The organism is Halorubrum depositum (assembly GCF_007671725.1).
In the GTDB taxonomy this organism is placed as follows: domain Archaea; phylum Halobacteriota; class Halobacteria; order Halobacteriales; family Haloferacaceae; genus Halorubrum; species Halorubrum depositum.
This window is the reverse complement of record NZ_VCNM01000001.1, coordinates 470,963-490,796: the sequence shown is the minus strand read 5'-3', so window position 1 is coordinate 490,796 and position 19,834 is coordinate 470,963. Positions and strand designations below refer to the sequence as shown.

Here is a 19,834-nt window from a genome sequence, read left to right as displayed (position 1 = left end):
GTCGACGCGCGCCCGTCGTCGGCCGCGGGACGGACGGGTCAGGACTCCTCCGCGGTCGGCACCGTGATCCGGACGACCGTCCCGGTCGGCTCGTTCTCGAGCAGCTCGAACGTCCCGTCCGACGTCTCGACGGTCCAGTAGATGATCCAGAGCCCGAGCCCCTGCGTGTGGACGAGCGACGTCTCCTCGGGGCTCTCGATCGCGTCCGCGTCGAACTTCGGGACCCCCGTTCCGCTGTCGACGACCTCCACGACCGCCGCTCCCGTCCGGTCCGTGCGGAGCGCGACCGTGACCGCGACGTCGGTCGGCGTGTGCTCGGCCGCGTTGCGGAGCGCCTCCTCGACCGCCGCCGGGAGCGCCGGGTGCGACGCCACGCGGGGGTCGTCGTCGAACTCGGTCGCGATCGACACGTCCGGGTACGCCGTCCCGACCGCTTCGATCCGCTCCTCTACGAGCTCCCGGAGGCGGAACGTCTCGCGCTGGTCGGTGTCCCAGATCGAGACGATCTCCCGCGTGCGGTCGGTCGTCTCGAGGAGGCTCTCCAGGTGCGCCCGCGCGATCCGCACGTCCTCGTTCGTCTCCGCGCCGTGATCGCGCCGTTCGATCCGATCCAGGTTGCCGAGCGCGACGCAGAGCTCGTTCCGGAGGTTGTGTCGCAGCACGCGCTGGTTTATCGTCAACAGCTTGGTGAGGTCGCGGGCCTCGTCGAGCCGCTCGTCGGCCTCGACCGCGTACAGCCCGCCGCGGACGCCGACGGCGGAGCCGAGCGTGGTCGCGAACGCGAGGAGGAAGGTGAGCTCCCGCCGGTCTCCCTCCATCGCCCATATCAGCCAGACGGCGAGCGCGAGGAGCGCGAACGAGCCGGCCACGGTGAGCGCCAACCGCAGCGCCCGCCACTTCCCGGACCGGGAGATCGGTCGGTTCGGGAGCTCGTACCCCGTCGCGACCACGAGGAGGGCGATACCGCAGATCACGAACGCCTCCAGTCCCGTCCCGAGCCCCTCGCCCTCGGTCGCGAGGTGGGCGAGTCCGAGCCCGATACAGAGGGCCCCCAGCGCGTACACCCCGTGCTGTGGACGGACCCGGTGACGTGGAGGTGACACGGGTGGCCATACGGACAGGAACGTAAAGAATTTCGCCCGTCGGGCAGCGTACCCGCGAGCAACAGCTGAAGAGAAGTATTCATTCTAACGACATGTATCGAGGCAGACGGTGCCGAGAGCCGGGCGGTGGATCCGCCCTCGCATACCGTCGGAGCGCGTCTATCGGCCGGTCTCGAAGCCGTCGAGCCAGTCCGTCACGGCCCCCTTGAGCGCCCCGGTCGTGCTGCCGACGTTCAACAGTTGGTACCCGTTCGCCACCTTCTCGTCGACGTCGGCCGCGTCGAATCCGAGCCCGCCGACGGGCACGCTCGCGGCGATGGCCTTCGACCGGACCGTCTCGACCGCCTCCCGCACCTCCGGGTGGTCGATCTCGCCGGGGTGGCCGAGCGAGACCGACAGGTCGAACGGTCCGACGAACACGAACCCGAGCTCCGGGACCGCGAGGATGTCGTCGAGGCTCGCGACGGCCGCCTCGGTCTCGATCGTCGCGCCGACGAGCGTCTCCGCGTCCTCGGTCGCGACGTAGTCGTCGGCGAGCCCCCAGCGGCGGGCGCGCGCCGAGCCCAGCCCGCGGTCCCCGGGCTCGCCGTCGTAGTCGAACCGCGCCGACTTGACCGCCTTCCGCACCTCGTCCGGGCCCTCCACGCGCGGGAGGAACACGTTGCGCACGCCCAGATCGAGCGCCTTTCGGACGAGCGCCGGATCGGTGCTCGGGAGCCGCACGAGCAGCTCCGTGTCGGTCGCCTCGGCCGCGCGGAGCAGGTCCTCGATCCGGCCCGCGTCCCACGGGTCCGGGCCGCCGTGTTCGAGGTCCAGCCAGACGACGTCGAGGCCGAGATCGCCGTAAAACTCCACGAGCCGCGGGCTGTACGCGTTCTCGAGCGCGGCGAGCGCGACGTCGCCCTCGTCGAAGATGGCCGCCAGGTCGTTGGTCGACGGTGAGTCCGTCATGAGCCATCGGTTGCCCGCGTCCGGCATACGTCTGCCGACCGGCCCGCCCTCCCGCACCGGAACCGCCGCGAGCGCCGGTTCGAGGTCGCGGTTCAGACTGCGATTCCCAGATCGAGGTCCCGGCCCGAACTCCCGCCGCGGCCGCGCCGTCCAGTTGATTCTATCGCTCAGGTGAGAAATTTTTATAAAGACCCCCGATATGTGGTACTGTATCGTGTGTCGGGAGATGAAACGCGAGCCGGCGTGGGTGTCGGCGATCCGGCTGGCGATGCTGGAGGGGCGCGTCACCGTCGACGGCGTCGTCGAGGAGGCGAACCTGATCGAGGGGCGCGAGCGCACAGTCAGCGACGTGTTGGAGACGATGCGCGAGCGCGACCTGCTCGCCGCCGTCGACGGCGACGGCGACACCGACGTCTACGTCCCGGGACCGGTGCTGATCGAGTCGGACCGGTTCAATCTGGACTTCGACCGCGCCTCCGAGGGCGGTGCCCACCGCTGGAACTCCGCCGTCTGACTCTCGGGGACCCCCGATAGGCCCGACTCCCGTCTCGTCCGATCACTACGCATCGCCATAGCGTAAACTATGTCCCTGCTACGATCGTAGGGGCATCCCATGGGTAACCTCACGGACACCAAAGTGTCGGAGAAGAACCTGACGACGGTCCCCAAGCCCGTGCGCAACTTCCTCGACGTCGGCGCCGGCGACCGCGTGGAGTGGCACGTCGAGGACGGGAATATCGTCGTCAGGAAGGCGACCGAGGAGTAGACGCCGACGCCAGCCCGGCCGAACCCCGGCCGACGCCCAACCGAATCCCGGTCGATCAGCCGCCGCCCGTCTCCTCCGACCCCCGCTCGAAGAGGTCCGTCGGCCGGTCGACGTCGCGGCGGACCCCCGGGTCGTCGACGGCGACGAGCGCGCTCGCGTCGCCCCCGAGCAGGATCTCGCGGCCCCCCACGTCGCCGTCGACGTCGGCGAGCCGGTCGAAGAACCGCCGGTCGAACAGCACCGGATTCCCGCGGTCTCCCCCGTGGGCGGCCGCGAGCGCGTCGCCGGCGCCCGCGGCGTACGCAGCGACGAGCGTCTCGACGGTCTCCGGGTCGACGAACGGCATGTCGCCCAGCGCGATAATCGCGGCGTCGACCCGCGCGTCTCCTCGACCGCCGGATTTCCCGCTTCGAATCGCGTCGATTCCGGCCCGAACCGACGTCGACTGTCCCGCCTCGTACGCGTCGTTGACGACGATGTCCACAGAGAGGTCGTCGACGGCGGCCCGGACGCGATCGGCCTCGTGACCCACGACGACGACCACCGGGTCTAGGCCGGCGGCGACCAGCGTTTGGGCGGCGTGGCGGACGACCGGCTCCCCGTCGACGGTCGCGAGGAGCTTGTTGGCGTCGCCGAAGCGGCTGCTCGTCCCCGCGGCGAGCAGCACGCCGGCGACGCGGGGCGGGTTCGGGTCACCCCCTCCGGCGGCGTCGTCCTCGCCCGACTCGAAGGGCGGCGTCGCGACCGGGAGGCCCTCGTCGGTCATCGCTCGACGACGGGGTACGGGACGACGGCGACCGTCTCGCCGGCCGACAGCGCCGACTCGGTGAGCACGAACCCGTCGGCGCGCGTCGCCCGCGTGCTCGACGAGAGCACGCTCGGGTCGAACGTCTCCTCGTAGACGGCGAGCGGCGAGTCGGCGTGGCCGAGCGGCGTCGCCTCGCCCCCGTCGAGCGTCACCGGGACGGCGTAGGTGAACCCGGGGACCGAGATGCCGACGTCGCTCGTCATCTCGGCGTCGACGGTCGGGAGCGACGTGCTCCCGGTGAAGAAGGGGCGCGCGACCAGCGAGGTCACGGCGTGCGCGCCGACCGGCTTGCCCGGGATCGCGAAGGCGACGGCGTCGCGGTCGTCGAGGGTGGCGACCGCGATCGGCTTGCCGGGCCGCAGCGCGACCCGGTGGAAGCGCACGGTCCCGAGCTCGCGGAGCGCGCGGACCACGTAGTCCTTGTCGCCGACGCTCGTGCCTCCCGTCGTCATCACGACGTCGTGCTCGGCGGCGAGCCCGGCGATCCGGTCCCTGACGCGCTCGTACTCGTCGGGGACGGTGCCCTCGTACGTCGCCTCGCCGCCCCACCCGCGGACGAGCCCCGCGAGCACCGGCGAGTCGAGGTCCGCGTGACGCCCCTCGTGGATCTCCGTGCCGGTCGCCAGCAGGCCGACGGAGAGCCGCTCGACGACGGGCACCTCGTCGACCCCGAGGTCGCCGAGCAGGATCGCGTCCTTCGCGCCGAGCCGCTCACCGGCCGCGAACAGGCGCTCGCCGGCGGCGACGTTGCTGCCGCGCTCGTAGACGTACGTGCCGGGCTCGGTCGGCGACCCGTCGAGCAGGCCCTCCTCGACGGTCGCCTCCTCCTGCTTGAGCACGGCGTCGGCCTCGGCGGGGAGCGGCGCGCCCGTGAAGATCCGGACGGCCTCCCCGTCGCCGAGGGCCGGCGGGTCGGACTCCGGGAACACCTCCCGGTCGACCAGCTCGTACGGGTACCCCTCGCTCGCGTCGAACGCGTAGCCGTCCATCGTGGCGTGACTTCGGGCGGGCACGTCGCTCGGCGCGTCGATCGGCTCCGCGAGGGTGCGGCCGGAGATCCGATCGAGCGCGACCGACTCGACCGCCCACCGGTCGAGCCACTCGGCGCGGAGGTCGCGCACGCGCTCCGCGGCCGCCTTCAGGGGGGTGATCTCGCCGTGGTTGTGCCCGCCGTCCACAACGCCCTCGCGACCGCCTTTTTCACCGCCATCGCCGCTCATCTGTTCCCTCCGGGGCTTTCGAACCCGATCCGTCCGCAGATCCGGTATTTGTCATGGTCAATAACGTTTATTATGGTGCTACGACATAGCATGGTTCGTGGTAATAGTATGCTCATAGTAGGGGGGTATAAAAGATGACGGTGACGGACGGTCGAACGACGGCGGACGCGACGGGGGGGTGTCGCTGATGGAGTTCGACGGCGAGTTCGAGCTCGACGGCGTCCCACCGGAGAAGGCGTGGGTCGTGCTCTCGGACCCGATCGCGGTGCGCGACTCGCTGAAGGGGTGTCAATACATCACCCCGATGGACGACGACTTCGAGTGGGACTCCTACGAGCCGGAGGAGGACGTCCCGACGCTGCCGGAGGCGGAGGCCGACGACGTCGCCGCCCGCGCGTTCCGGGCGGGCCAGGACTACGCGGCGCTGATGCAGGTCGGCGTCGGCAGCGTGAAGCCGAAGTTCGAGACGACGGTGACGATCGAGGACCGCGACGAGGAGGAGTTCGTCATGACGGCCACCGGGTCCGGCTCGGCCAGCGGGAGCAGCTTCAGCATGGAGTCCGGGATGCACATCCATCCGCAAGAGGACGGCGACGGGTCCCGCATCGAGTGGTGGACCGAGGCCGACATCTCCGGTCGGATCGCCCAGCTCGGCGGCCGCGTCATCAACCCGGTCGCCAACAAGATCGTGAACAACTTCTTCACCTCGATCGAGTCGCAGATGACCGACGTCGAGGAGACCGACTCGGGGGTCACCGACAGGATCCGAGGGATGTTCTGATGAAGTCCGCACCGTTCGAGCATCACGAACCCGAGACGGTCGACGAGGCGGTCAGCCTGCTGGAGAGCCTCGACGACCCGACGATCCTCGCCGGGGGACAGAGCCTCGTGCCGATGTTACGGTTCCGGCTCGCGAACCCCGACGTGGTCGTCGACATCAACGGCGTCGACTCGCTCGACTACCTCCGCGAGGAGGACGGCCACCTCCGGCTCGGCGCGCTCGCGCGCCACGCCGACGTCGAGGACTCGGCCCTGATCGACGAAAAGTACGGCAGCTTCGCCGACGCCGCGCCGCTGGTCGCCGACCCGCAGATCCGGAACCGCGGCACGGTCGTCGGCTCCGTCGCGCAGGCCGACCCGAAGGGCGACTGGGGGAGCATCCTCCTCGCCCACGAGGGCGACGTGATCGCCACCGGTCCGGACGGCGACCGGGCGATCCCGGCGGACGAGTTCTTCCTGCTCCCGTACGACACGACGCTCGGAGAGCAGGAGCTGATCACGGAGATCCGCGTTCCCGCGCCCGAAGCGAACGAGGGGAGCGCGTACCACAAGCTGAAGCGCAAGACCGGCGACTACGCGATGGCGGGCGTCGGCGTCCGGCTCGTCTTCGACGACGGCGTCATCGAGTCGGCCGGGATCGGGATGACCGCCGTCGACATCACGAACGCCCGGGCGACGGACGCCGAGGAGCACCTCGAAGGGGAGCGGCCGAGCCCGGACCTGTTCGCCAAGGCCGGCGAGCTGGCCGCCGAGCAGTCGAACCCCGAGTCGGACGAACACGGCGGCGCCGACTACAAGGAGCGGATGGTCGACGTCCTCACCCAGCGCGCGCTGGGCGACGCCGCCGAGCGGGCGGGGACGGTGACGGTCGAACGGAGGGTCACACAGTGACTGACGAACGCGAGATCACGCTGACGGTCAACGGCACCGAACACACGATCGAGGTCGAGCCGCGCCGCCTGCTCGTCCACGCGATCCGAGAGGACCTGGACATGACGGGCACGCACATCGGCTGCGACACGGGCAACTGCGGCGCCTGTACCGTGCTGAAGGACGGCGAGCCGATCAAGTCCTGCCTGATGTTCGCCGCGCAGGCCGACGGGGCGGAGATCCTCACCGTCGAGGGGATGGAGGACCTCCCCGAGGCCGACGACATCCACCCGCTCCAGGAGGGGTTCCGCGAGGAGCACGGCCTGCAGTGCGGCTACTGCACGCCGGGGATGCTGATGGCGGGCAAGGCGCTGCTCGACGAGCACCCGGACCCGGACGAGGAGACGATCCGCGACGCGATCAGCGGGAACCTCTGTCGCTGTACCGGCTACCAGAACATCGTCCGATCGATCGAGTACGCGGCCGAGGAGCTGGAGAACCGCGCCGCGGCCGACGGCGGCGCGGTCGCGGCCGACGGAGCGACTGGCGGCGGGTCCGCGGCGTCGCCTCAGGGCGACGCGTCGCCCGAGGGCGGCCACGCGGCCCCCGAGTTCGGCGGCGACGCGGACACGTTCTGCGGCCGAGAGGACTGCTGCGGCGGCCCGGACGGGGCGGACCCGTTCGACCGCGACGCGCTCCTCGAGGCGAACGACGCGGACGCCGCGGGCGACGCGGGCGGCACGGACGACGCCGCCGACACCGACGCGGACGACCGAGGTGACACCAAATGAGCAGCGAACCGGATACCCCCGACGCGGAGACGGAGTATCAGCACGACGAGGACGGCGGTCCCGACCCGGAGAAACACTGCGGCCACGGCCGCGGCGGCATGGGCGAGGAGGTGACGCGCAAGGAGGACAAGCGCTTCATCACCGGCCGCGGCAACTACGTCGACGACATCAAGAAGCCGGGCATGCTCCACTGCGAGATCGTCCGGAGCCCGCACGCCCACGCCCGGATCGAGGAGATCGACGGCTCTCGCGCCGAGGCGATGGACGACGTCGTCGCGGTGCTGACGGCCGAGGACTTACTGGAGCACGACCTCGCGACGATGCCGACGCTGATGGACGACACGCAGGACGTGCTCGTCAACGACAAGGTGAAGTTCCAGTCGCAGGAGGTCGCGGCCGTCATCGCGAAGGACCGCTACGCGGCGAAGGACGGCGCCGAGAAGGTCGAGGTCGACTACGACGTGCTCGACCCCGTCGTCGACGCCGAGGAGGCGCTCGAGGAGGACGCCCCCCTCGTGCGCGACGAGCTCGACGACCAGGAGGACAACCACATCTTCGACTGGGACACGGGCGACAAGGAGGCCACCGACGAGGTGTTCGACGAGGCCGACGTCACCGTCGAGGAGGACATGCTGTACCAGCGGCTCCACCCGGCCCCGATCGAGACGTGCGGCGCGGTCGCCGACTGGGACCCCGGGATGGACAAGATGACGGTGCACATGACCTCGCAGGCGCCCCACGCCCACCGCACCCTGTTCTCGCAGGTGTCGGGGATCCCGGAACATAAGGTCCGGATCGTGAGCCCCGACGTCGGCGGCGGGTTCGGCAACAAGGTGCCGATCTACCCGGGGTACGTCGTCGCCGCCGCGGCGTCGTACGTCCTCGAACAGCCGGTGAAGTGGATCGAGGAGCGCTCCGAGAACATCCAGACGACCGGGTTCGCCCGCGACTACGACATGACCGGCGAGCTCGCCGCCACCGAGGACGGCGTCATCGAGGGCGTCAAGGTCGACGTGCTCGCCAACCACGGCGCGTACAACGCGGCGGCCCAGCCGTCGAAGTTCCCGGCCGGCTTCTTCAACATCTTCACCGGCTCGTACGACATCGAGGCCGCGTACGGCTCGCTGACGGCCGCGTTCACCAACACCGCGCCCGGCGGCGTCGCCTACCGGTGCTCGTTCCGGGTCACGGAGGCGGTGTACCTCATCGAGCGCATGGTGAAGGTGCTCGCCGACGAGCTGGAGATGGACCCGGCGGAGATCCGCCGGCGGAACTTCATCCCCTCCGACGCGTTCCCGTACGAGTCCGCGACGGGCTGGAACTACGACTCCGGGAACTACGAGAAGGCGCTCGACAAGGCCCTCGAGATGGCCGACTACGAGCACTACCGCGAGGAGCAGCAGCGGCGGATCGACGAGGACGCCGACAAGCTCATCGGCATCGGCATCTCCTCGTTCACGGAGGTCGTCGGCGCCGGACCCGGCAAGCAGTGCGACATCGCCGGGATCGAGATGTTCGACTCCGCGGACCTGCGCGTGAACCCGACCGGCAACGCCGTGTTGCGGGTCGGCGTCCAGACGCAGGGGCAGGGCCACGAGACCACCTTCGCGCAGATCGTCGCCGAGGAGCTCGGGATGGACGTCGACTCGATTACGGTCGAGCACGGCGACACCGACACCGAGCCGTACGGGCTCGGGACGTACGGGTCGCGGTCGACGCCCGTCGCGGGCGCGGCCGCCGCCGTCGCCGCGCGCAAGGTGCGCGACAAGGCGAAGTCGATCGCCGCCAACGAGCTGGAGGCCGCCGAGGAGGACATCGAGTGGGACCGCGAGTCCGGCGAGTTCCACGTCGCGGGCGCGCCCGACCGCTCGATCACCATCACGGAGATCGCGGCCGGCGCCTACATGAACCACCCCGGCGACGAGGAGCCCGGGCTGGAGGCCGTGAACTACTACGACCCGCCGGAGATGACGTACCCGTTCGGCTCGTACATCGTCGTCGTCGAGGTCGACCGCGAGACCGGCGAGGTCGACTTCGAGAAGTTCGTCGCGGTCGACGACTGCGGCAACCGAATCAACCCGATGATCATCGAGGGTCAGATCCACGGCGGGCTCGCCCAGGGGATCGGCACCGCGATGTTAGAGAAGGTCACCTACGACGACAACGGCAACGTCACCGGCGGCGACTTCATGAACTACCTGCTGCCGACGGCCAACGAGATCCCGAACTTCGAGACGGGACACACGGTCACGCCGTCGCCGCACCACCCGATCGGCGCGAAGGGCGTCGGCGAGTCGCCCACCGTCGGGTCGCCGCCGGCGATCGTCAACGCGGTCGTCGACGCGATGAGCCACGCCGGCGTCTCCCACGTGGAGATGCCGATGACGCCGGACGTCGTCTGGGAGACGCTCGACGAGGCCGGGCTGGCCCACCAGCCCGCCCACAACGTCGAGTTCGACCTCGGCGACGACGCCGAACCGGCCGACGACTGAGCCGCACGCAGCCAGCCGCGCGCCGCCCCTCGGTCGCGCCGGCCGCCCGTTCGGCCGAACCGACCGGGGCGGCGGGACCGCTTCCACCAACTGATGACACACGACGAGACCGAACACGACGAGACCGAGCACGTCGAGGCCCACGAGCCCGTACCCGACGGGGGCCAGAGGCCCGACGACGAACCGAGCCGGGCCGCGACGAGGATCGACGACGGCGACGTCTCCGCGTTGGAGGCGGAACTCGCCGAGCGCCGCGAGCCGTACGCGCGGGCGACGATCGTCCGGCGCGAGCCGCCGGTGTCGGCCAACGTCGGCGACCGCGCGGTCGTCACCGCCGACGGCGAGATCCACGGCTGGGTGGGCGGCGCGGCCTGCGCGCAGTCGGTCGTGGCGACGCAGGGCGTCGAGGCGATCGAGGAGGGGAGCCCCCGGCTCGTCGGGATCGCGCCCGACCCGGAGACGGTCGACCGTCCCGGGCTCGACGCCTTCCCGATGACGTGTCACAGCGAGGGTGTCCTCGAACTGTTCATCGAGCCGGTGACGCCGACGACCGAGCTCGTCGTCGTCGGCGACTCCCCGGTGACGCGGTCGCTCGCGCGGCTGGCCGACGAGCTCGCGGTCGACGTGACGCTCGTCGTCGCCGACGGCGACGCGGACCGCGACGTGCCGGATGCGACCCGGGTGCTCGACACGGTCGACCACGAGGCGATCGCAGACAGCGTCGGCGCCGCGCCGCTCGTCGTCGTCGCCTCGATGGGCGAGTACGACGCGCGCGGCGTCGCCGCCGGCGTCCTCGCGGACGCGCCGTACGTGGGCCTCGTCGGCAGCGACGAGCGGGCGGCCGAGGTGACCGAGCGCGCCGCGGGGCTGCTCGACCGCGACGTCGACGACGTCGCCGGGGCCGTGACCAACCCCGCCGGCGTCGACGTGGCCGCCTACACCCCGGCGGCGATCGCGGCGAGCCTGCTCGCCGAGGTCGTCGGCGAGCGGTCGGCGGCGAGCCCGGCGAGGGCGGGCGGGACGGCCGGGGTGAGCGATACCGCTGCGGTCGGTTCGGCCGACGATGATGGAAGCAGCGAGACCGCCGACGGCGACGACACCGAACCCGCCGACGATGACGGGAGCGACGACGAGCCCGCGATCGACCCGGTCTGCGGCATGACCGTCGACCCGGCGACGGCGGACGCGTCGGTCGAGCACGACGGCGAGACGTACCACTTCTGCTGTCACGGCTGCGCCGACTCGTTCGCGAACGACCCGGCGTCGTACCTCGAGGGGGCCGAGGCGTGAACGGGGAGCTCGACGGGAACCCCTTCGCCTCGCTCACCGAGGAGGAGCTGCGCGAGCGGTTCGAAGCGACCGACTACGTCGCCGACGACCGCACGGTGACGACGGTCGACCTCGCCCTTCGCTTGGGGCGCCCGCTCCTCGTCGAGGGGCCGCCCGGCAGCGGGAAGACTGAGCTCGGCAAGACGCTCGCGGCGGGGTTCGACACGGAGCTGATCCGCCTCCAGTGTTACGAGGGGCTCACCGCCGAGAATGCCCTCTACGAGTGGAACTACACCAAGCAGCTGCTCGCCGTGCAGGCCGACGAGGGTACCGTCGCCGGGGGCGCCGCGACGAACGGCGACGCCGGCGCGGTGGCCGGGGGACGCGAGCACGAGGGGGGCGACGGCGACGCCGCCGGCTCCGTGTTCGGCGAGGAGTACCTCCTCGAACGCCCCCTGTTGCGCGCGCTCCGCAGTTCGGAGGGCCGCCCCCCGGTGCTGCTGATCGACGAGATCGACCGCGCGGACGAGGAGTTCGAGGCGTTCCTGCTGGAGCTGCTCTCGGACTTCCAGGTGTCGATCCCGGAGTACGGCACCGTGAGCGCGTCGACGCCGCCGATCGTGATCCTCACGTCGAACCGGACGCGGGGGCTGAGCGACGCGCTGAAGCGACGGTGCCTCTACCTCCACGTCGAGCCCCCGTCGTTCGAGACTGAGTACGAGATCGTCCGCCGGAAGGTGCCGGAGCTCGACGCCGCCGTCGCCGCCGAGGTGTGCTCGGTGGTCGAGCGCCTGCGCGAGGAGTCGTTCCTCAAGCGCCCGGGCGTCGCCGAGACGCTGGACTGGGCCCGCGCGGTCGCCGCGCTCCGCCACGACGACGCCGACGAGACGCTCGCGCCCGACGAGATCGAGCGGACGATCGGTTGCCTGCTGAAGGAGGCGGAGGACGTCGGCCGCGTCGACGCGGAACTGCTCGAACGCCTCCACGACGCCGCGAGCGCGGCGGCCGAGCGGGTCGACTGACCGTGGCGCCCCCCGACCGCGCCGCGACGGAGACGCCCGACTTCCCGGCCGCGAGGGAGCACCTCCTCGCGGAGCTGATCCGGTTCGTGGCCGTGCTCCGGCGCGACGGCGTCGCCGTGCCGGCCTCCGGAGCCCTCGACGCCGCCCGCGCGCTCGCGGCGGTCGGCCTCGACGACGAGGACCGGGTTGAGGCGGCGCTGCGCGCGAGCCTGCTCTCCGAGACCGCCGACGGCGACGCCTTCGCGGAGGCGTTCCCGACGTTCTGGCACCGGCTCCGGAGTGGCCTCGACCGGATCGCCACCGCCCACGACGGGCCGTCGCCGGCGGGCGACGAGGGGGACGACGACGGCGACCGAGAGGGAGACGAGACGGGACCGGCCGCCGGCTCCGACGCCGCCGACGCGGAGGAGCCCGGCCTGCTCGACGGCGCGGAGCCGCCGGAGATGGACGCCGACGGGGACGGCGACCCGACCGTCCGGATCCCGACCGACCGCCGCCACGCCGCCGGCGACCGGCCGACCGACGAGCCGCGCGAGGAGACGGACGGACACCGGTACAGCGCGGTCGGCGAGAGCGCGCTCGTCGACGCGGACGTGCCGGCTCCGTCGGGCGCGGAGCGCGCGGCCGCGGACCGGTTCGTCGACGCGCTCTCCTCGCTCCCGGGCCGCCGCCGCCGCCGGTCGCCGACCGGTCCGCTCGTCGACGCGCGGGGCGCGCTGCGGGCGAGCCTCCAGACCGGCGGCGCGCCGATCGACCTCCCGCGCGACGAGCCGACGCCGAGCGAGCTGCGGTGCTGTCTGCTCGTCGACGTCAGCGGGTCGGTCCTCGACACGATCGACCGGAGCGCGCTGCTCGGGCTCGGCGAGCGGGTCGCTGCGAGCGCGCGCGACGCCCGCGTCTTCCTCTTCGACACCGACCTCGCGGAGGCGACGGCGGCGTTCGCGGACCCGGCCCGCTCGCCGGCCGACGCGCTCCGCGCCGCGGAGGTCGAGTGGGGCGGCGGCACGAGGATCGGGCACGCGCTCGGCGAACTGCGCCGGACCGCGCCGCACGCCGTCGACCGGCGGACGGTCGTCGTCGTCGTGAGCGACGGGCTCGACGTCGGCGACCCCGACCTGCTCACGGACGGGATCACGTGGCTCTCCGACCGGGCCGACGGCGTCGTCTGGCTCAACCCGCTCGCCGTCTCCCCGTCGTTCGAGCCGGCGTCCCGCGGGATGAGCGACGCGGCCCCCTACGTCGACGGGCTGTTCGGGTTCGCCGAGGCGGCGGACCTCGCGGAGGCCGCCCGCCAGATCGAGCGCCGCGGGCTCGGCGGGCCGGTCGGCTACGAGCACGACCCGCGCCGGACCGGCGCGACACGGAGAGAGCGCGGTCGCACCGGCGACGACACGCGGACCGGCGACGGGGGTGTCGTATGAAGGAGGGAGACGGTGGCGTCGCGGGCTCTGCCGACGCCGACGAGGAGTGGCCCGGTCCCGTTTTGCGGGCGACACGCGACGCGCTCCGCGACCGCGGCGCGCTAACGGAGGTCCGCCTCGACCGCGTCACGGTCGGGGATTCCGTCGCGCTGGTGGAACTCGCGGCCGAAAACGAACGGGAGAAGCGAGACGGACGGCGACCCGCGGCCGGGCTCGCGCACCTCCCCGACGGCGCCGCGCCGACCGTCCCCGAGGACGTCGAAGGGCTGCTGGCGCCGGTCCGCGCGGGCGCGGTGGCCGACGGCGACCGAATCGCGACCGCCGATAGCGACCTCGGCGCCCGCGCGCTCGCGGTGGCGGCGCTGAACGCATGCGCGGCGCCGCTGCTCGACTGGCGCGACGGCGACCCGATGGCACTGCTCGACCCGTCGGTCGAGAGGGTCGTCACGGTCGGGCTGTTCCGGCCCGCGTTCCGGAAGTTCGACGGTGTCGAGGTCCGCGTCATCGAGCGCGACCCCGTCGACCCCGCGACGGTGGCGACCCCCGCGGGCGTCGCGCTCCGGTCGTTTTCCCCGGCGGAGACCGCGGCCGCGATGGAGGGGGCGGACGTGGTCTTCGTCACCGGATCGACGCTCGTGTACGGCGGAATCGAGAGATATCTCGACGCGGCCCCCGCGTCGGCGACCGTCGTCGTGGTGGGGGCGACCGCCTCGTCGCTCCCCGACCCGCTGTTCGAGCGCGGCGTCGACGTCGTCGCCGGCGCGGCGGTGGACGACCCCTGGCGGGCGCGGGCCGCGGTGGCGGGCGGCGCCTGCGGCACGGACCTCCACGACCGCGGCGTTCGGAAGGTGTACGCGGCGCGCGACGCGCCGGCGACCATCGACCTGTGACCTGACATGACAGCAAGCAACTGGAGCGTACCGGAGACCGAGGTGGTACAGCGCGTTCGCGACCGACTCGACGCCGACGGCACCGACGTGCTCGCGACGATCGTCGACGTCGAGGGCAACGCCTACCGTCGCCCGGGAGCGAAGATGCTCCTCGACGACGACGGGACGGGCGTCGGCTCGATCACGGCGGGCTGTGTCGAGGACGACCTGCTCGCCGCTGCGGAAGCGGTCCGCGAGACGGGCCGCCCCGATCGCGTCACGTACGATCTGATGGAGGGCGACGACGACGTCTGGGGGCTCGGCGTGGGCTGTAACGGCGTGATCGACGTCCTCCTGGAACCGTTAGACGAGACGTACCGCCCGGCCGTCGAGGCGTTCGGGGCCGGCCGCGACGTCGCGGTGCTCACGGTGCTCTCCGCGGGCGGCGAGGGAGAAGGGGACGGTGCGGGCGACGTCGACGACGCCGCGGACACCGACCGCGACCGCCTCGGCGAGCGCGCGTACTACCGTCCCGACGAGGACCGGCTGACGCTCCCCGACGGGTCGCCCGCGGACGGGTGGCCGGCCGAGGCGCTCGCGGGGCCGGCGGCGGACCTCGCCGCGCGCGGCGCCGCCGACGTGGTCACGGTCGAAGGCGGGACCGGCGCGACGCTGGAGGTGTTCGTCGACGGGCTCGCCGCCCCGGACGACCTCGTCGTCTTCGGCACCGGCCACGACGTCGGACCGGTGGTCGAACTGGCCGAGCGGAACGACTTCCGGGTCACCGTCGTCGGCTTCCGCGGCGGGGTCGACCTCGAGGAGCGGTTCCCCGACGCCCACCGGACCGTGACGACGTCGCCGGCGGGGATCGCCGACGCGCTCGACCTCGACGAGCGGACGCACGCGGTCGTGATGACTCACAACTTCGTCGACGACCGCATCGCCGCCGAGGAGCTGCTCCGGTCGCCGGCCCCCTACGTCGGCCTGATGGGCCCGCGGGAGCGGTTCGAGGAGATGATGGAGGCGTACGACGACGAGGGGACGACGTTCGACGAGTCCGAACTCGCGTCGCTGTACACGCCGATCGGGCTCGACCTCGGCGGCGGCTCGCCGTATCAGATCGCCCACAGCATCGTCGGCGAGGTCCTCGCCGTCAGCAACGACCGGACCCCGCGGCACCTGCGCGAGCGCGAGGGACACATCCACGACCGCGTCGACGTCGAGGCGCGCTCGGAGCCGGAGCCGCCGAGCCGGTAGGGTCGACCGCCGCCGGACTGATTCTCACAGCGAGAGGTGCGACGTCGACCCCGGATCGTCGTCGTCGGTCCCGCCCTCGTGTCGGAACGTGTATCCGTCGTCGGTCAGGTGGACGGCGCCGCCGTCGACGGCGACCTCGACGTCGCGGAGCGTCGTCCCGGCCGCCGGGCCGTTGTCGCACTCGCCGGAGCAGGCGTCGAACAGCGAGCCGTGCCGCGGACAGATCACCTCGCCGTCCCGCATCGGCACGCCGTCGCCCGTGTCGAACCGCTGGCTCTCGTGCGGGCAGGTGTTCACCCACGCCCGCACTCCGGGCGGCTCCTCGCAAGGTACGAGGACGACCTCTCGGTCGTTCGTGAACGGGTCGGCCGCCGTGAAGCGGTACGATCCGCGCTCGGTGACGGCCTCGACGTCGGCGAGCTTCGTCCCGTCTGGCATCGACCGAGCCCACGATTTCCCGGGTGAAAAGCGTCGCGGCGGGACCCGCGACCGCTCCCCCAAGACTTAGCCTCCGGTCGTCACACGTTCGGCCATGCACGCCGACGAGATCGACCCGCAGGCGAAGGCGGCCGTCGAGCGTCAGGACCGGTTCCCGATCCCCCACAGCAGGTGGGGGCTGAAGCTCGCCCGCCTCCTCACCGAGCCGGTGATGCGCATCCGCAACCGGAACCCCCCGCCGGTCGGGCGGACCGTCGACGGGACGGTTCCCGGTCCCGACGGCGCCCTCGACGCGCGGCTCTACCTCCCGGACGCCGAGGGGCCGTTTCCCACCGTCGTCTTCTTCCACGGCGGCGGGTTCGTGCTCGGCAGCGTCGCCACCCACGACCGGCTCTGTCGGGGACTCACGCGGGAAAGCGGCTGCGCCGTCCTCTCCGTCGACTACCGGCTCGCGCCCGAGCACCCGTTCCCCGCGGCGGTCGCGGACGCGTACGCCGCCGTCGAGTGGGCCGCGGAGAACCCGGACTCGGTCGCCGGGACCGGGCAGGTGGCCGTCGCGGGCGACTCGGCCGGCGGGGCGCTCGCCGCGGTCGCCGCGCTCATGGCCGCCGAACGCGACGGCCCGGAAATTGCACATCAGGCGCTGTTGTACCCGGGCGTCGGCGTCCACCCCGACCAGCCGTCGGTCCGGGAGCACGCCGGGGTCGTCCTCGACGAGGCCGACCTCGAGTGGTTCGCGGACTGCTACTACGGCGACGAGATCCACCGCCGGAACCCGTACGCCGACCCGACGAACGCCGGCGACCTCGGCGGCGTCGCGCCGGCGACGGTGGTCACCGCGGGGTTCGACCCGCTCCGGGACGGCGGGCGGGCGTACGCCGAACAGCTGGTCAGAGACGGCGTGCCGACGCGCTACGAGAACTACGAGGCGATGGTCCACGGCTTCATGACGCTCCGCGAGGTCGACCGCGCCGAGGAGGCGATCGCGACCGTCGCCGACGACCTCGCCGGCGCGTTCCGGTGCGAGGCGTGACGCGTGGGGGTCTTTTCGCCGCCCCCACCCGCGAAGTTTCTGTCGACTTACAAAAATGTAATACGGGTGGGGGCGCCTCGTGGACGCATGGTGAAGAGCACGGTCCGGTTTCCCGAGTCTGTGGTCGGCGAGATCGAGTCGCTGGTCGAGAGCGGCCAGTTCGAGAGCAAGTCCGAGTTCTACCGTTTTTCGACCGACTACGTGCTGAACCAGGTGCTCGACGACTACGAGCCGGAGACCATCGATTACGAGGAGATCAGAGGGGAGGTGATGCCGCGGGCGGAGCGCGAGCTCGGCGCCGACGCCGACGCTGACCACCCGCCGTTCTTCGAGTCCGTCGCGTTCGTCAGGAAGCTGGCGCTCCGCGGGAACTTCAGCGACGCCGAGGACTTCATCGACCATCAGTACGTCCCGAGCGACCGGCACGCGGTCGTCTTAGAGGACCTCCTCCGGCTGTACCGAGAGGAGTCGTCCCCCGCCTCGCGGCGGGCCCCTCCGGAGCGCGAGCCGCGCGCCGCGCCGGACGAGCCGCAGCGCTGACCGTCGACCGACCGACGGTCGGCTCACCCGCGTCGCACCGCGATGCCGGAGTAGCCGCAGGCGTCGCACGAGAGCGTCTCGCGGGCGCCGAACTCGTACGCCGATAAGGGCGCCCCGCAGCGCGGACACGGGTCGCCGGCGGCGAGCGGCGGGGCGTGGCGGACGCCGGCGACGACGAGCCGGACGGCGAGCTCCGCCGCGGCCGCCTCGTCGACCGCGCCGCCCCAGATCACGTTGGCGTCGGCGCCGATCCGCTCGCGGACCGCCGCGATCACGTCGGTCGCGGCGGCGATGCTGGTCTCCGGGTCGACGACGACGTCCACGAGGACCGCGCTCGCGTCGGTCGCGTCGACGCCTTCGGGGAGCCCGTCGAAGGCCGACGCGACCGCGTCCCCGGGGGCGTCGCGGTCGGCGGTCCCGGTCCCTAGCGCGGCGACGCCGGCCGAGAGCACCGTCTCCGCGTCGGTGAGGTCGAGGTTGACGAAGCCGGGCTCCTGGACCGTCGCGAGGAACGCGCGGATCGCCGCCTCGACGGCGTCGCCCTCCGCGAGCAACACGGCGTCGACCGAGTCACGGACCGCCGAGAGCGCGTCGCCGTCGGCCGCTGCCGCTGGGACGACCGCGACCGCGAACGCGTCGAGCCCGCCGAGCGCCCGGAGCGATTCGCTCGCCCCGTCGTCCTCGCCGAGGTCGTCGGGATCGAGCGCGACGACGACCGCCGCGGGCGGCGACGCGTCGGCCGCGGCCGGCACCGCGCTGCGCTCGCCCGCGGGCGGCGTCTCCGCGAGGAGCTCAGCTGCCGACGCGTATCGGGCGTCGCGGAACTCGGCGCGGGCGAGCCGGTCGGCGTACGCGCCGAGGCCGCAGACGACGATGGAGCCGCCGAGGGCGTCGGCCGCCTCGCGCAGGTCGTCCCGGTGAGACATCTGCGAGGACCGTTTAGGCTCCGACGACAAACCCCTTCCCACTCGCGGAGCGCTCGGCGCGGGGACCCCAACCGCTAAATCCGGTCGATCGCTACGGCCCGCATGGAGCGCTTCCGGAACACGGGGCAGCCGGACTGGGACTGGTGGGGACGGATCTGGCCGACGCCGGCGGACACCCTTCGGCGGCTCGGCGTGACGCCGGGCGACCGCGTCGCCGAGATCGGCTGCGGCAACGGCTACTTCGCCCTGCCGGCCGCGCGGATCGCCGACCCGGCGTCGGTGTACGCCGTCGACGTCGACGCGACGCTGCTCGCTGAGCTGGAGGGGATGGCGAACGCGCAGGGGATCGGGAACGTCGTCCCGGTCCGCGGCGACGCCCGGGACCTCGCCGACCTCCTTCCCGAGCCGGTCGACCTCGCGCTGCTCGCGAACGCCTTCCACGGGATCGACGACCGGGCCGCGTTCGTCGCGGGCGTCGCCGCCGCGCTCGCCGCCGACGGGCGGTTCGTCGTCGTCAACTGGCGCGACCGGCCCCGGGCGGAGACGGCGGTCGACGGCGAGCCGCGCGGCCCGCCGACCGAACTGCGGTTGGGGCCCGAGGAGACGAGGCGCGCGGTCGAGGCGGCGAGCGACCTGCGGCTCGCCCGCGAGGTCGACCTGCCGCCGTTCCACTACGGGCTCGTCTTCGAGCGCTGAATCCGGGTCGGGGCGGGGCTTTTCAGGAGGGTTCCCGCTCTGTCTCCGCCTACGAGAACTCCCACGTCGTCTCCGGCTCGGGCGCGTCCGCCAGCGTCCGGTACACCACGCAGTACCGCTCGGTGTACTTCCGCAGCGCCGCCCGGGTGTCCTCGTCGAGGTCGCCGTCGACGCTCACGTCGAGGCGGATCTCCTCGAAGCCGACCCGGACGTCGTCGTCGATACCGAGCGTCCCGCGGAGGTCGAGGTCGCCGCTGGCCTCCACGCTGATGTCGGGGTCGACCCCGAAGTTCTCCGCGACGGCCTGGGCGGTCAATTGCGAACAGGCCGCCAGCGCGCCGAGGAGGAGGTCGCCGGAGCACGCGGCGGCGCCGGGACCGCCGGCCCCCTCGTGGAGCTCCGCCTCGTAGATCGCGCGGCCGATGTCGACGCTGCAGGCGCGCACGTCGTCCTGCTCTTCGCCCGTCGCGGTCAGCGTGACCTTGGCCGCGTCCGGGTTCTCCTCGTACTCGCGTTTCAGCGGCTCCTGCTCCTCCCGCAAGTCAACGTCTGACATGATCGTTTCCAGTTACCGAGACTCGC

At 72.3% G+C, this 19,834-nt stretch carries 21 protein-coding genes; 14 read left to right on the top strand and 7 right to left on the bottom strand.

The genetic code is table 11. The features are described from left to right. Positions 1-38: 38 nt before the first annotated feature. Both FGM06_RS02585 and FGM06_RS02580 read right to left on the bottom strand, forming a co-directional pair. Positions 39-1,103 carry a sensor histidine kinase gene (locus FGM06_RS02585; protein ID WP_241662517.1) on the bottom strand — a complete coding sequence of 355 codons (1,065 nt, stop codon included), beginning with the start codon at positions 1,101-1,103 and terminating at the stop codon, positions 39-41. A 159-nt stretch (positions 1,104-1,262) separates the two neighbouring features. After that, positions 1,263-2,054 (bottom strand): HpcH/HpaI aldolase family protein, encoded by a 792-nt coding sequence (locus FGM06_RS02580; RefSeq protein WP_144797245.1) that lies wholly within the window; start codon positions 2,052-2,054, stop codon positions 1,263-1,265. A gap of 226 nt (positions 2,055-2,280) precedes the next feature. On the opposite strand from FGM06_RS02580, the gene FGM06_RS02575 reads away from it, so the two are divergent. Both FGM06_RS02575 and FGM06_RS02570 read left to right on the top strand, forming a co-directional pair. After that, on the top strand, positions 2,281-2,568 hold the full coding sequence (locus FGM06_RS02575; protein ID WP_206668649.1) for a hypothetical protein: 288 nt from the start codon (positions 2,281-2,283) through the stop codon (positions 2,566-2,568). Between the two features lie 99 nt (positions 2,569-2,667). Next, entirely contained in the window at positions 2,668-2,820 is a 153-nt protein-coding gene (locus FGM06_RS02570) for an AbrB/MazE/SpoVT family DNA-binding domain-containing protein (RefSeq protein WP_144797243.1), read from the top strand. Between the two features lie 55 nt (positions 2,821-2,875). Here the strand turns inward: FGM06_RS02570 and FGM06_RS02565 are convergent, their stop codons facing one another. Both FGM06_RS02565 and FGM06_RS02560 read right to left on the bottom strand, forming a co-directional pair. Next, positions 2,876-3,586: a nucleotidyltransferase family protein gene (locus FGM06_RS02565; RefSeq protein ID WP_144797241.1), complete on the bottom strand. Its 711-nt coding sequence runs from the start codon at positions 3,584-3,586 to the stop codon at positions 2,876-2,878. Next, complete coding sequence (locus tag FGM06_RS02560) at positions 3,583-4,848, bottom strand: molybdopterin molybdotransferase MoeA (RefSeq protein WP_186310949.1); 1,266 nt, start codon at positions 4,846-4,848, stop codon at positions 3,583-3,585. The genes FGM06_RS02565 and FGM06_RS02560 overlap by 4 nt, the downstream gene beginning before the upstream one ends. 187 nt (positions 4,849-5,035) lie before the next feature. On the opposite strand from FGM06_RS02560, the gene FGM06_RS02555 reads away from it, so the two are divergent. From FGM06_RS02555 to FGM06_RS02515, 9 genes are all read left to right on the top strand, one after another. Further along, positions 5,036-5,629, top strand: coding sequence for a CoxG family protein (locus tag FGM06_RS02555; protein ID WP_186310948.1), 594 nt, complete (start codon positions 5,036-5,038; stop codon positions 5,627-5,629). After that, positions 5,629-6,519, top strand: coding sequence for an FAD binding domain-containing protein (locus tag FGM06_RS02550; RefSeq protein WP_144797239.1), 891 nt, complete (start codon positions 5,629-5,631; stop codon positions 6,517-6,519). The genes FGM06_RS02555 and FGM06_RS02550 overlap by 1 nt, the downstream gene beginning before the upstream one ends. Further along, positions 6,516-7,289, top strand: coding sequence for a (2Fe-2S)-binding protein (locus FGM06_RS16335; RefSeq protein ID WP_144797237.1), 774 nt, complete (start codon positions 6,516-6,518; stop codon positions 7,287-7,289). The genes FGM06_RS02550 and FGM06_RS16335 overlap by 4 nt, the downstream gene beginning before the upstream one ends. Continuing rightward, a complete protein-coding gene (locus tag FGM06_RS02540; RefSeq protein WP_144797235.1) occupies positions 7,286-9,781 on the top strand; it encodes an aerobic carbon-monoxide dehydrogenase large subunit in 2,496 nt (831 codons plus the stop codon). The genes FGM06_RS16335 and FGM06_RS02540 overlap by 4 nt, the downstream gene beginning before the upstream one ends. A 93-nt stretch (positions 9,782-9,874) precedes the next feature. Then, a complete protein-coding gene (locus FGM06_RS02535) occupies positions 9,875-11,071 on the top strand; it encodes an XdhC family protein (RefSeq protein WP_144797233.1) in 1,197 nt (398 codons plus the stop codon). Next, complete coding sequence (locus FGM06_RS02530; RefSeq protein ID WP_144797230.1) at positions 11,068-12,072, top strand: AAA family ATPase; 1,005 nt, start codon at positions 11,068-11,070, stop codon at positions 12,070-12,072. Before FGM06_RS02535 ends, FGM06_RS02530 begins: the two co-directional genes overlap by 4 nt. A 2-nt stretch (positions 12,073-12,074) precedes the next feature. Continuing rightward, entirely contained in the window at positions 12,075-13,493 is a 1,419-nt protein-coding gene (locus tag FGM06_RS02525) for a VWA domain-containing protein (protein WP_206668648.1), read from the top strand. Next, positions 13,490-14,383 (top strand): Rossmann-like domain-containing protein, encoded by an 894-nt coding sequence (locus FGM06_RS02520; RefSeq protein ID WP_144797228.1) that lies wholly within the window; start codon positions 13,490-13,492, stop codon positions 14,381-14,383. Before FGM06_RS02525 ends, FGM06_RS02520 begins: the two co-directional genes overlap by 4 nt. Positions 14,384-14,389: 6 nt before the next feature. Continuing rightward, positions 14,390-15,619 carry an XdhC family protein gene (locus tag FGM06_RS02515; protein ID WP_144797226.1) on the top strand — a complete coding sequence of 410 codons (1,230 nt, stop codon included), beginning with the start codon at positions 14,390-14,392 and terminating at the stop codon, positions 15,617-15,619. Between the two features lie 24 nt (positions 15,620-15,643). On the opposite strand, the gene FGM06_RS02510 is transcribed toward FGM06_RS02515, so the two are convergent. After that, complete coding sequence (locus FGM06_RS02510; protein ID WP_144797224.1) at positions 15,644-16,057, bottom strand: Rieske (2Fe-2S) protein; 414 nt, start codon at positions 16,055-16,057, stop codon at positions 15,644-15,646. 94 nt (positions 16,058-16,151) lie between these two features. Between FGM06_RS02510 and FGM06_RS02505 the strand changes: the two genes are divergently transcribed. Together FGM06_RS02505 and FGM06_RS02500 are read left to right on the top strand one after the other, a co-directional pair. Next, complete coding sequence (locus tag FGM06_RS02505) at positions 16,152-17,090, top strand: alpha/beta hydrolase (RefSeq protein WP_144797222.1); 939 nt, start codon at positions 16,152-16,154, stop codon at positions 17,088-17,090. Positions 17,091-17,177: 87 nt separating this feature from the next. Beyond that, complete coding sequence (locus FGM06_RS02500; RefSeq protein ID WP_144797220.1) at positions 17,178-17,630, top strand: hypothetical protein; 453 nt, start codon at positions 17,178-17,180, stop codon at positions 17,628-17,630. Between the two features lie 23 nt (positions 17,631-17,653). On the opposite strand, the gene FGM06_RS02495 is transcribed toward FGM06_RS02500, so the two are convergent. Further along, a complete protein-coding gene (locus FGM06_RS02495; RefSeq protein ID WP_144797218.1) occupies positions 17,654-18,556 on the bottom strand; it encodes a zinc finger domain-containing protein in 903 nt (300 codons plus the stop codon). A 102-nt stretch (positions 18,557-18,658) separates the two neighbouring features. Between FGM06_RS02495 and FGM06_RS02490 the strand changes: the two genes are divergently transcribed. Next, positions 18,659-19,252: a class I SAM-dependent methyltransferase gene (locus FGM06_RS02490; protein ID WP_144797216.1), complete on the top strand. Its 594-nt coding sequence runs from the start codon at positions 18,659-18,661 to the stop codon at positions 19,250-19,252. 49 nt (positions 19,253-19,301) lie between these two features. Here the strand turns inward: FGM06_RS02490 and FGM06_RS02485 are convergent, their stop codons facing one another. Continuing rightward, positions 19,302-19,808: an OsmC family protein gene (locus FGM06_RS02485; protein WP_144797214.1), complete on the bottom strand. Its 507-nt coding sequence runs from the start codon at positions 19,806-19,808 to the stop codon at positions 19,302-19,304. Positions 19,809-19,834 lie beyond the last annotated feature (26 nt).

What these genes read in the sequence shown, in the direction of transcription:
- FGM06_RS02580 (WP_144797245.1), bottom strand. Translation starts at nt 2,054, where the DNA reads ATGACGGACTCACCGTCGACCAACGACCTGGCGGCCATCTTCGACGAG.
- FGM06_RS02495 (WP_144797218.1), bottom strand. Translation starts at nt 18,556, where the DNA reads ATGTCTCACCGGGACGACCTGCGCGAGGCGGCCGACGCCCTCGGCGGC.
- FGM06_RS02565 (WP_144797241.1), bottom strand. Translation starts at nt 3,586, where the DNA reads ATGACCGACGAGGGCCTCCCGGTCGCGACGCCGCCCTTCGAGTCGGGC.
- FGM06_RS02575 (WP_206668649.1), top strand. Translation starts at nt 2,281, where the DNA reads ATGAAACGCGAGCCGGCGTGGGTGTCGGCGATCCGGCTGGCGATGCTG.
- FGM06_RS02490 (WP_144797216.1), top strand. Translation starts at nt 18,659, where the DNA reads ATGGAGCGCTTCCGGAACACGGGGCAGCCGGACTGGGACTGGTGGGGA.
- FGM06_RS02535 (WP_144797233.1), top strand. Translation starts at nt 9,875, where the DNA reads ATGACACACGACGAGACCGAACACGACGAGACCGAGCACGTCGAGGCC.
- FGM06_RS02520 (WP_144797228.1), top strand. Translation starts at nt 13,490, where the DNA reads ATGAAGGAGGGAGACGGTGGCGTCGCGGGCTCTGCCGACGCCGACGAG.
- FGM06_RS02485 (WP_144797214.1), bottom strand. Translation starts at nt 19,808, where the DNA reads ATGTCAGACGTTGACTTGCGGGAGGAGCAGGAGCCGCTGAAACGCGAG.
- FGM06_RS02540 (WP_144797235.1), top strand. Translation starts at nt 7,286, where the DNA reads ATGAGCAGCGAACCGGATACCCCCGACGCGGAGACGGAGTATCAGCAC.
- FGM06_RS02510 (WP_144797224.1), bottom strand. Translation starts at nt 16,057, where the DNA reads ATGCCAGACGGGACGAAGCTCGCCGACGTCGAGGCCGTCACCGAGCGC.
- FGM06_RS02560 (WP_186310949.1), bottom strand. Translation starts at nt 4,848, where the DNA reads ATGAGCGGCGATGGCGGTGAAAAAGGCGGTCGCGAGGGCGTTGTGGAC.
- FGM06_RS02555 (WP_186310948.1), top strand. Translation starts at nt 5,036, where the DNA reads ATGGAGTTCGACGGCGAGTTCGAGCTCGACGGCGTCCCACCGGAGAAG.
- FGM06_RS02500 (WP_144797220.1), top strand. Translation starts at nt 17,178, where the DNA reads ATGGTGAAGAGCACGGTCCGGTTTCCCGAGTCTGTGGTCGGCGAGATC.
- FGM06_RS02505 (WP_144797222.1), top strand. Translation starts at nt 16,152, where the DNA reads ATGCACGCCGACGAGATCGACCCGCAGGCGAAGGCGGCCGTCGAGCGT.
- FGM06_RS02550 (WP_144797239.1), top strand. Translation starts at nt 5,629, where the DNA reads ATGAAGTCCGCACCGTTCGAGCATCACGAACCCGAGACGGTCGACGAG.
- FGM06_RS02515 (WP_144797226.1), top strand. Translation starts at nt 14,390, where the DNA reads ATGACAGCAAGCAACTGGAGCGTACCGGAGACCGAGGTGGTACAGCGC.
- FGM06_RS02570 (WP_144797243.1), top strand. Translation starts at nt 2,668, where the DNA reads ATGGGTAACCTCACGGACACCAAAGTGTCGGAGAAGAACCTGACGACG.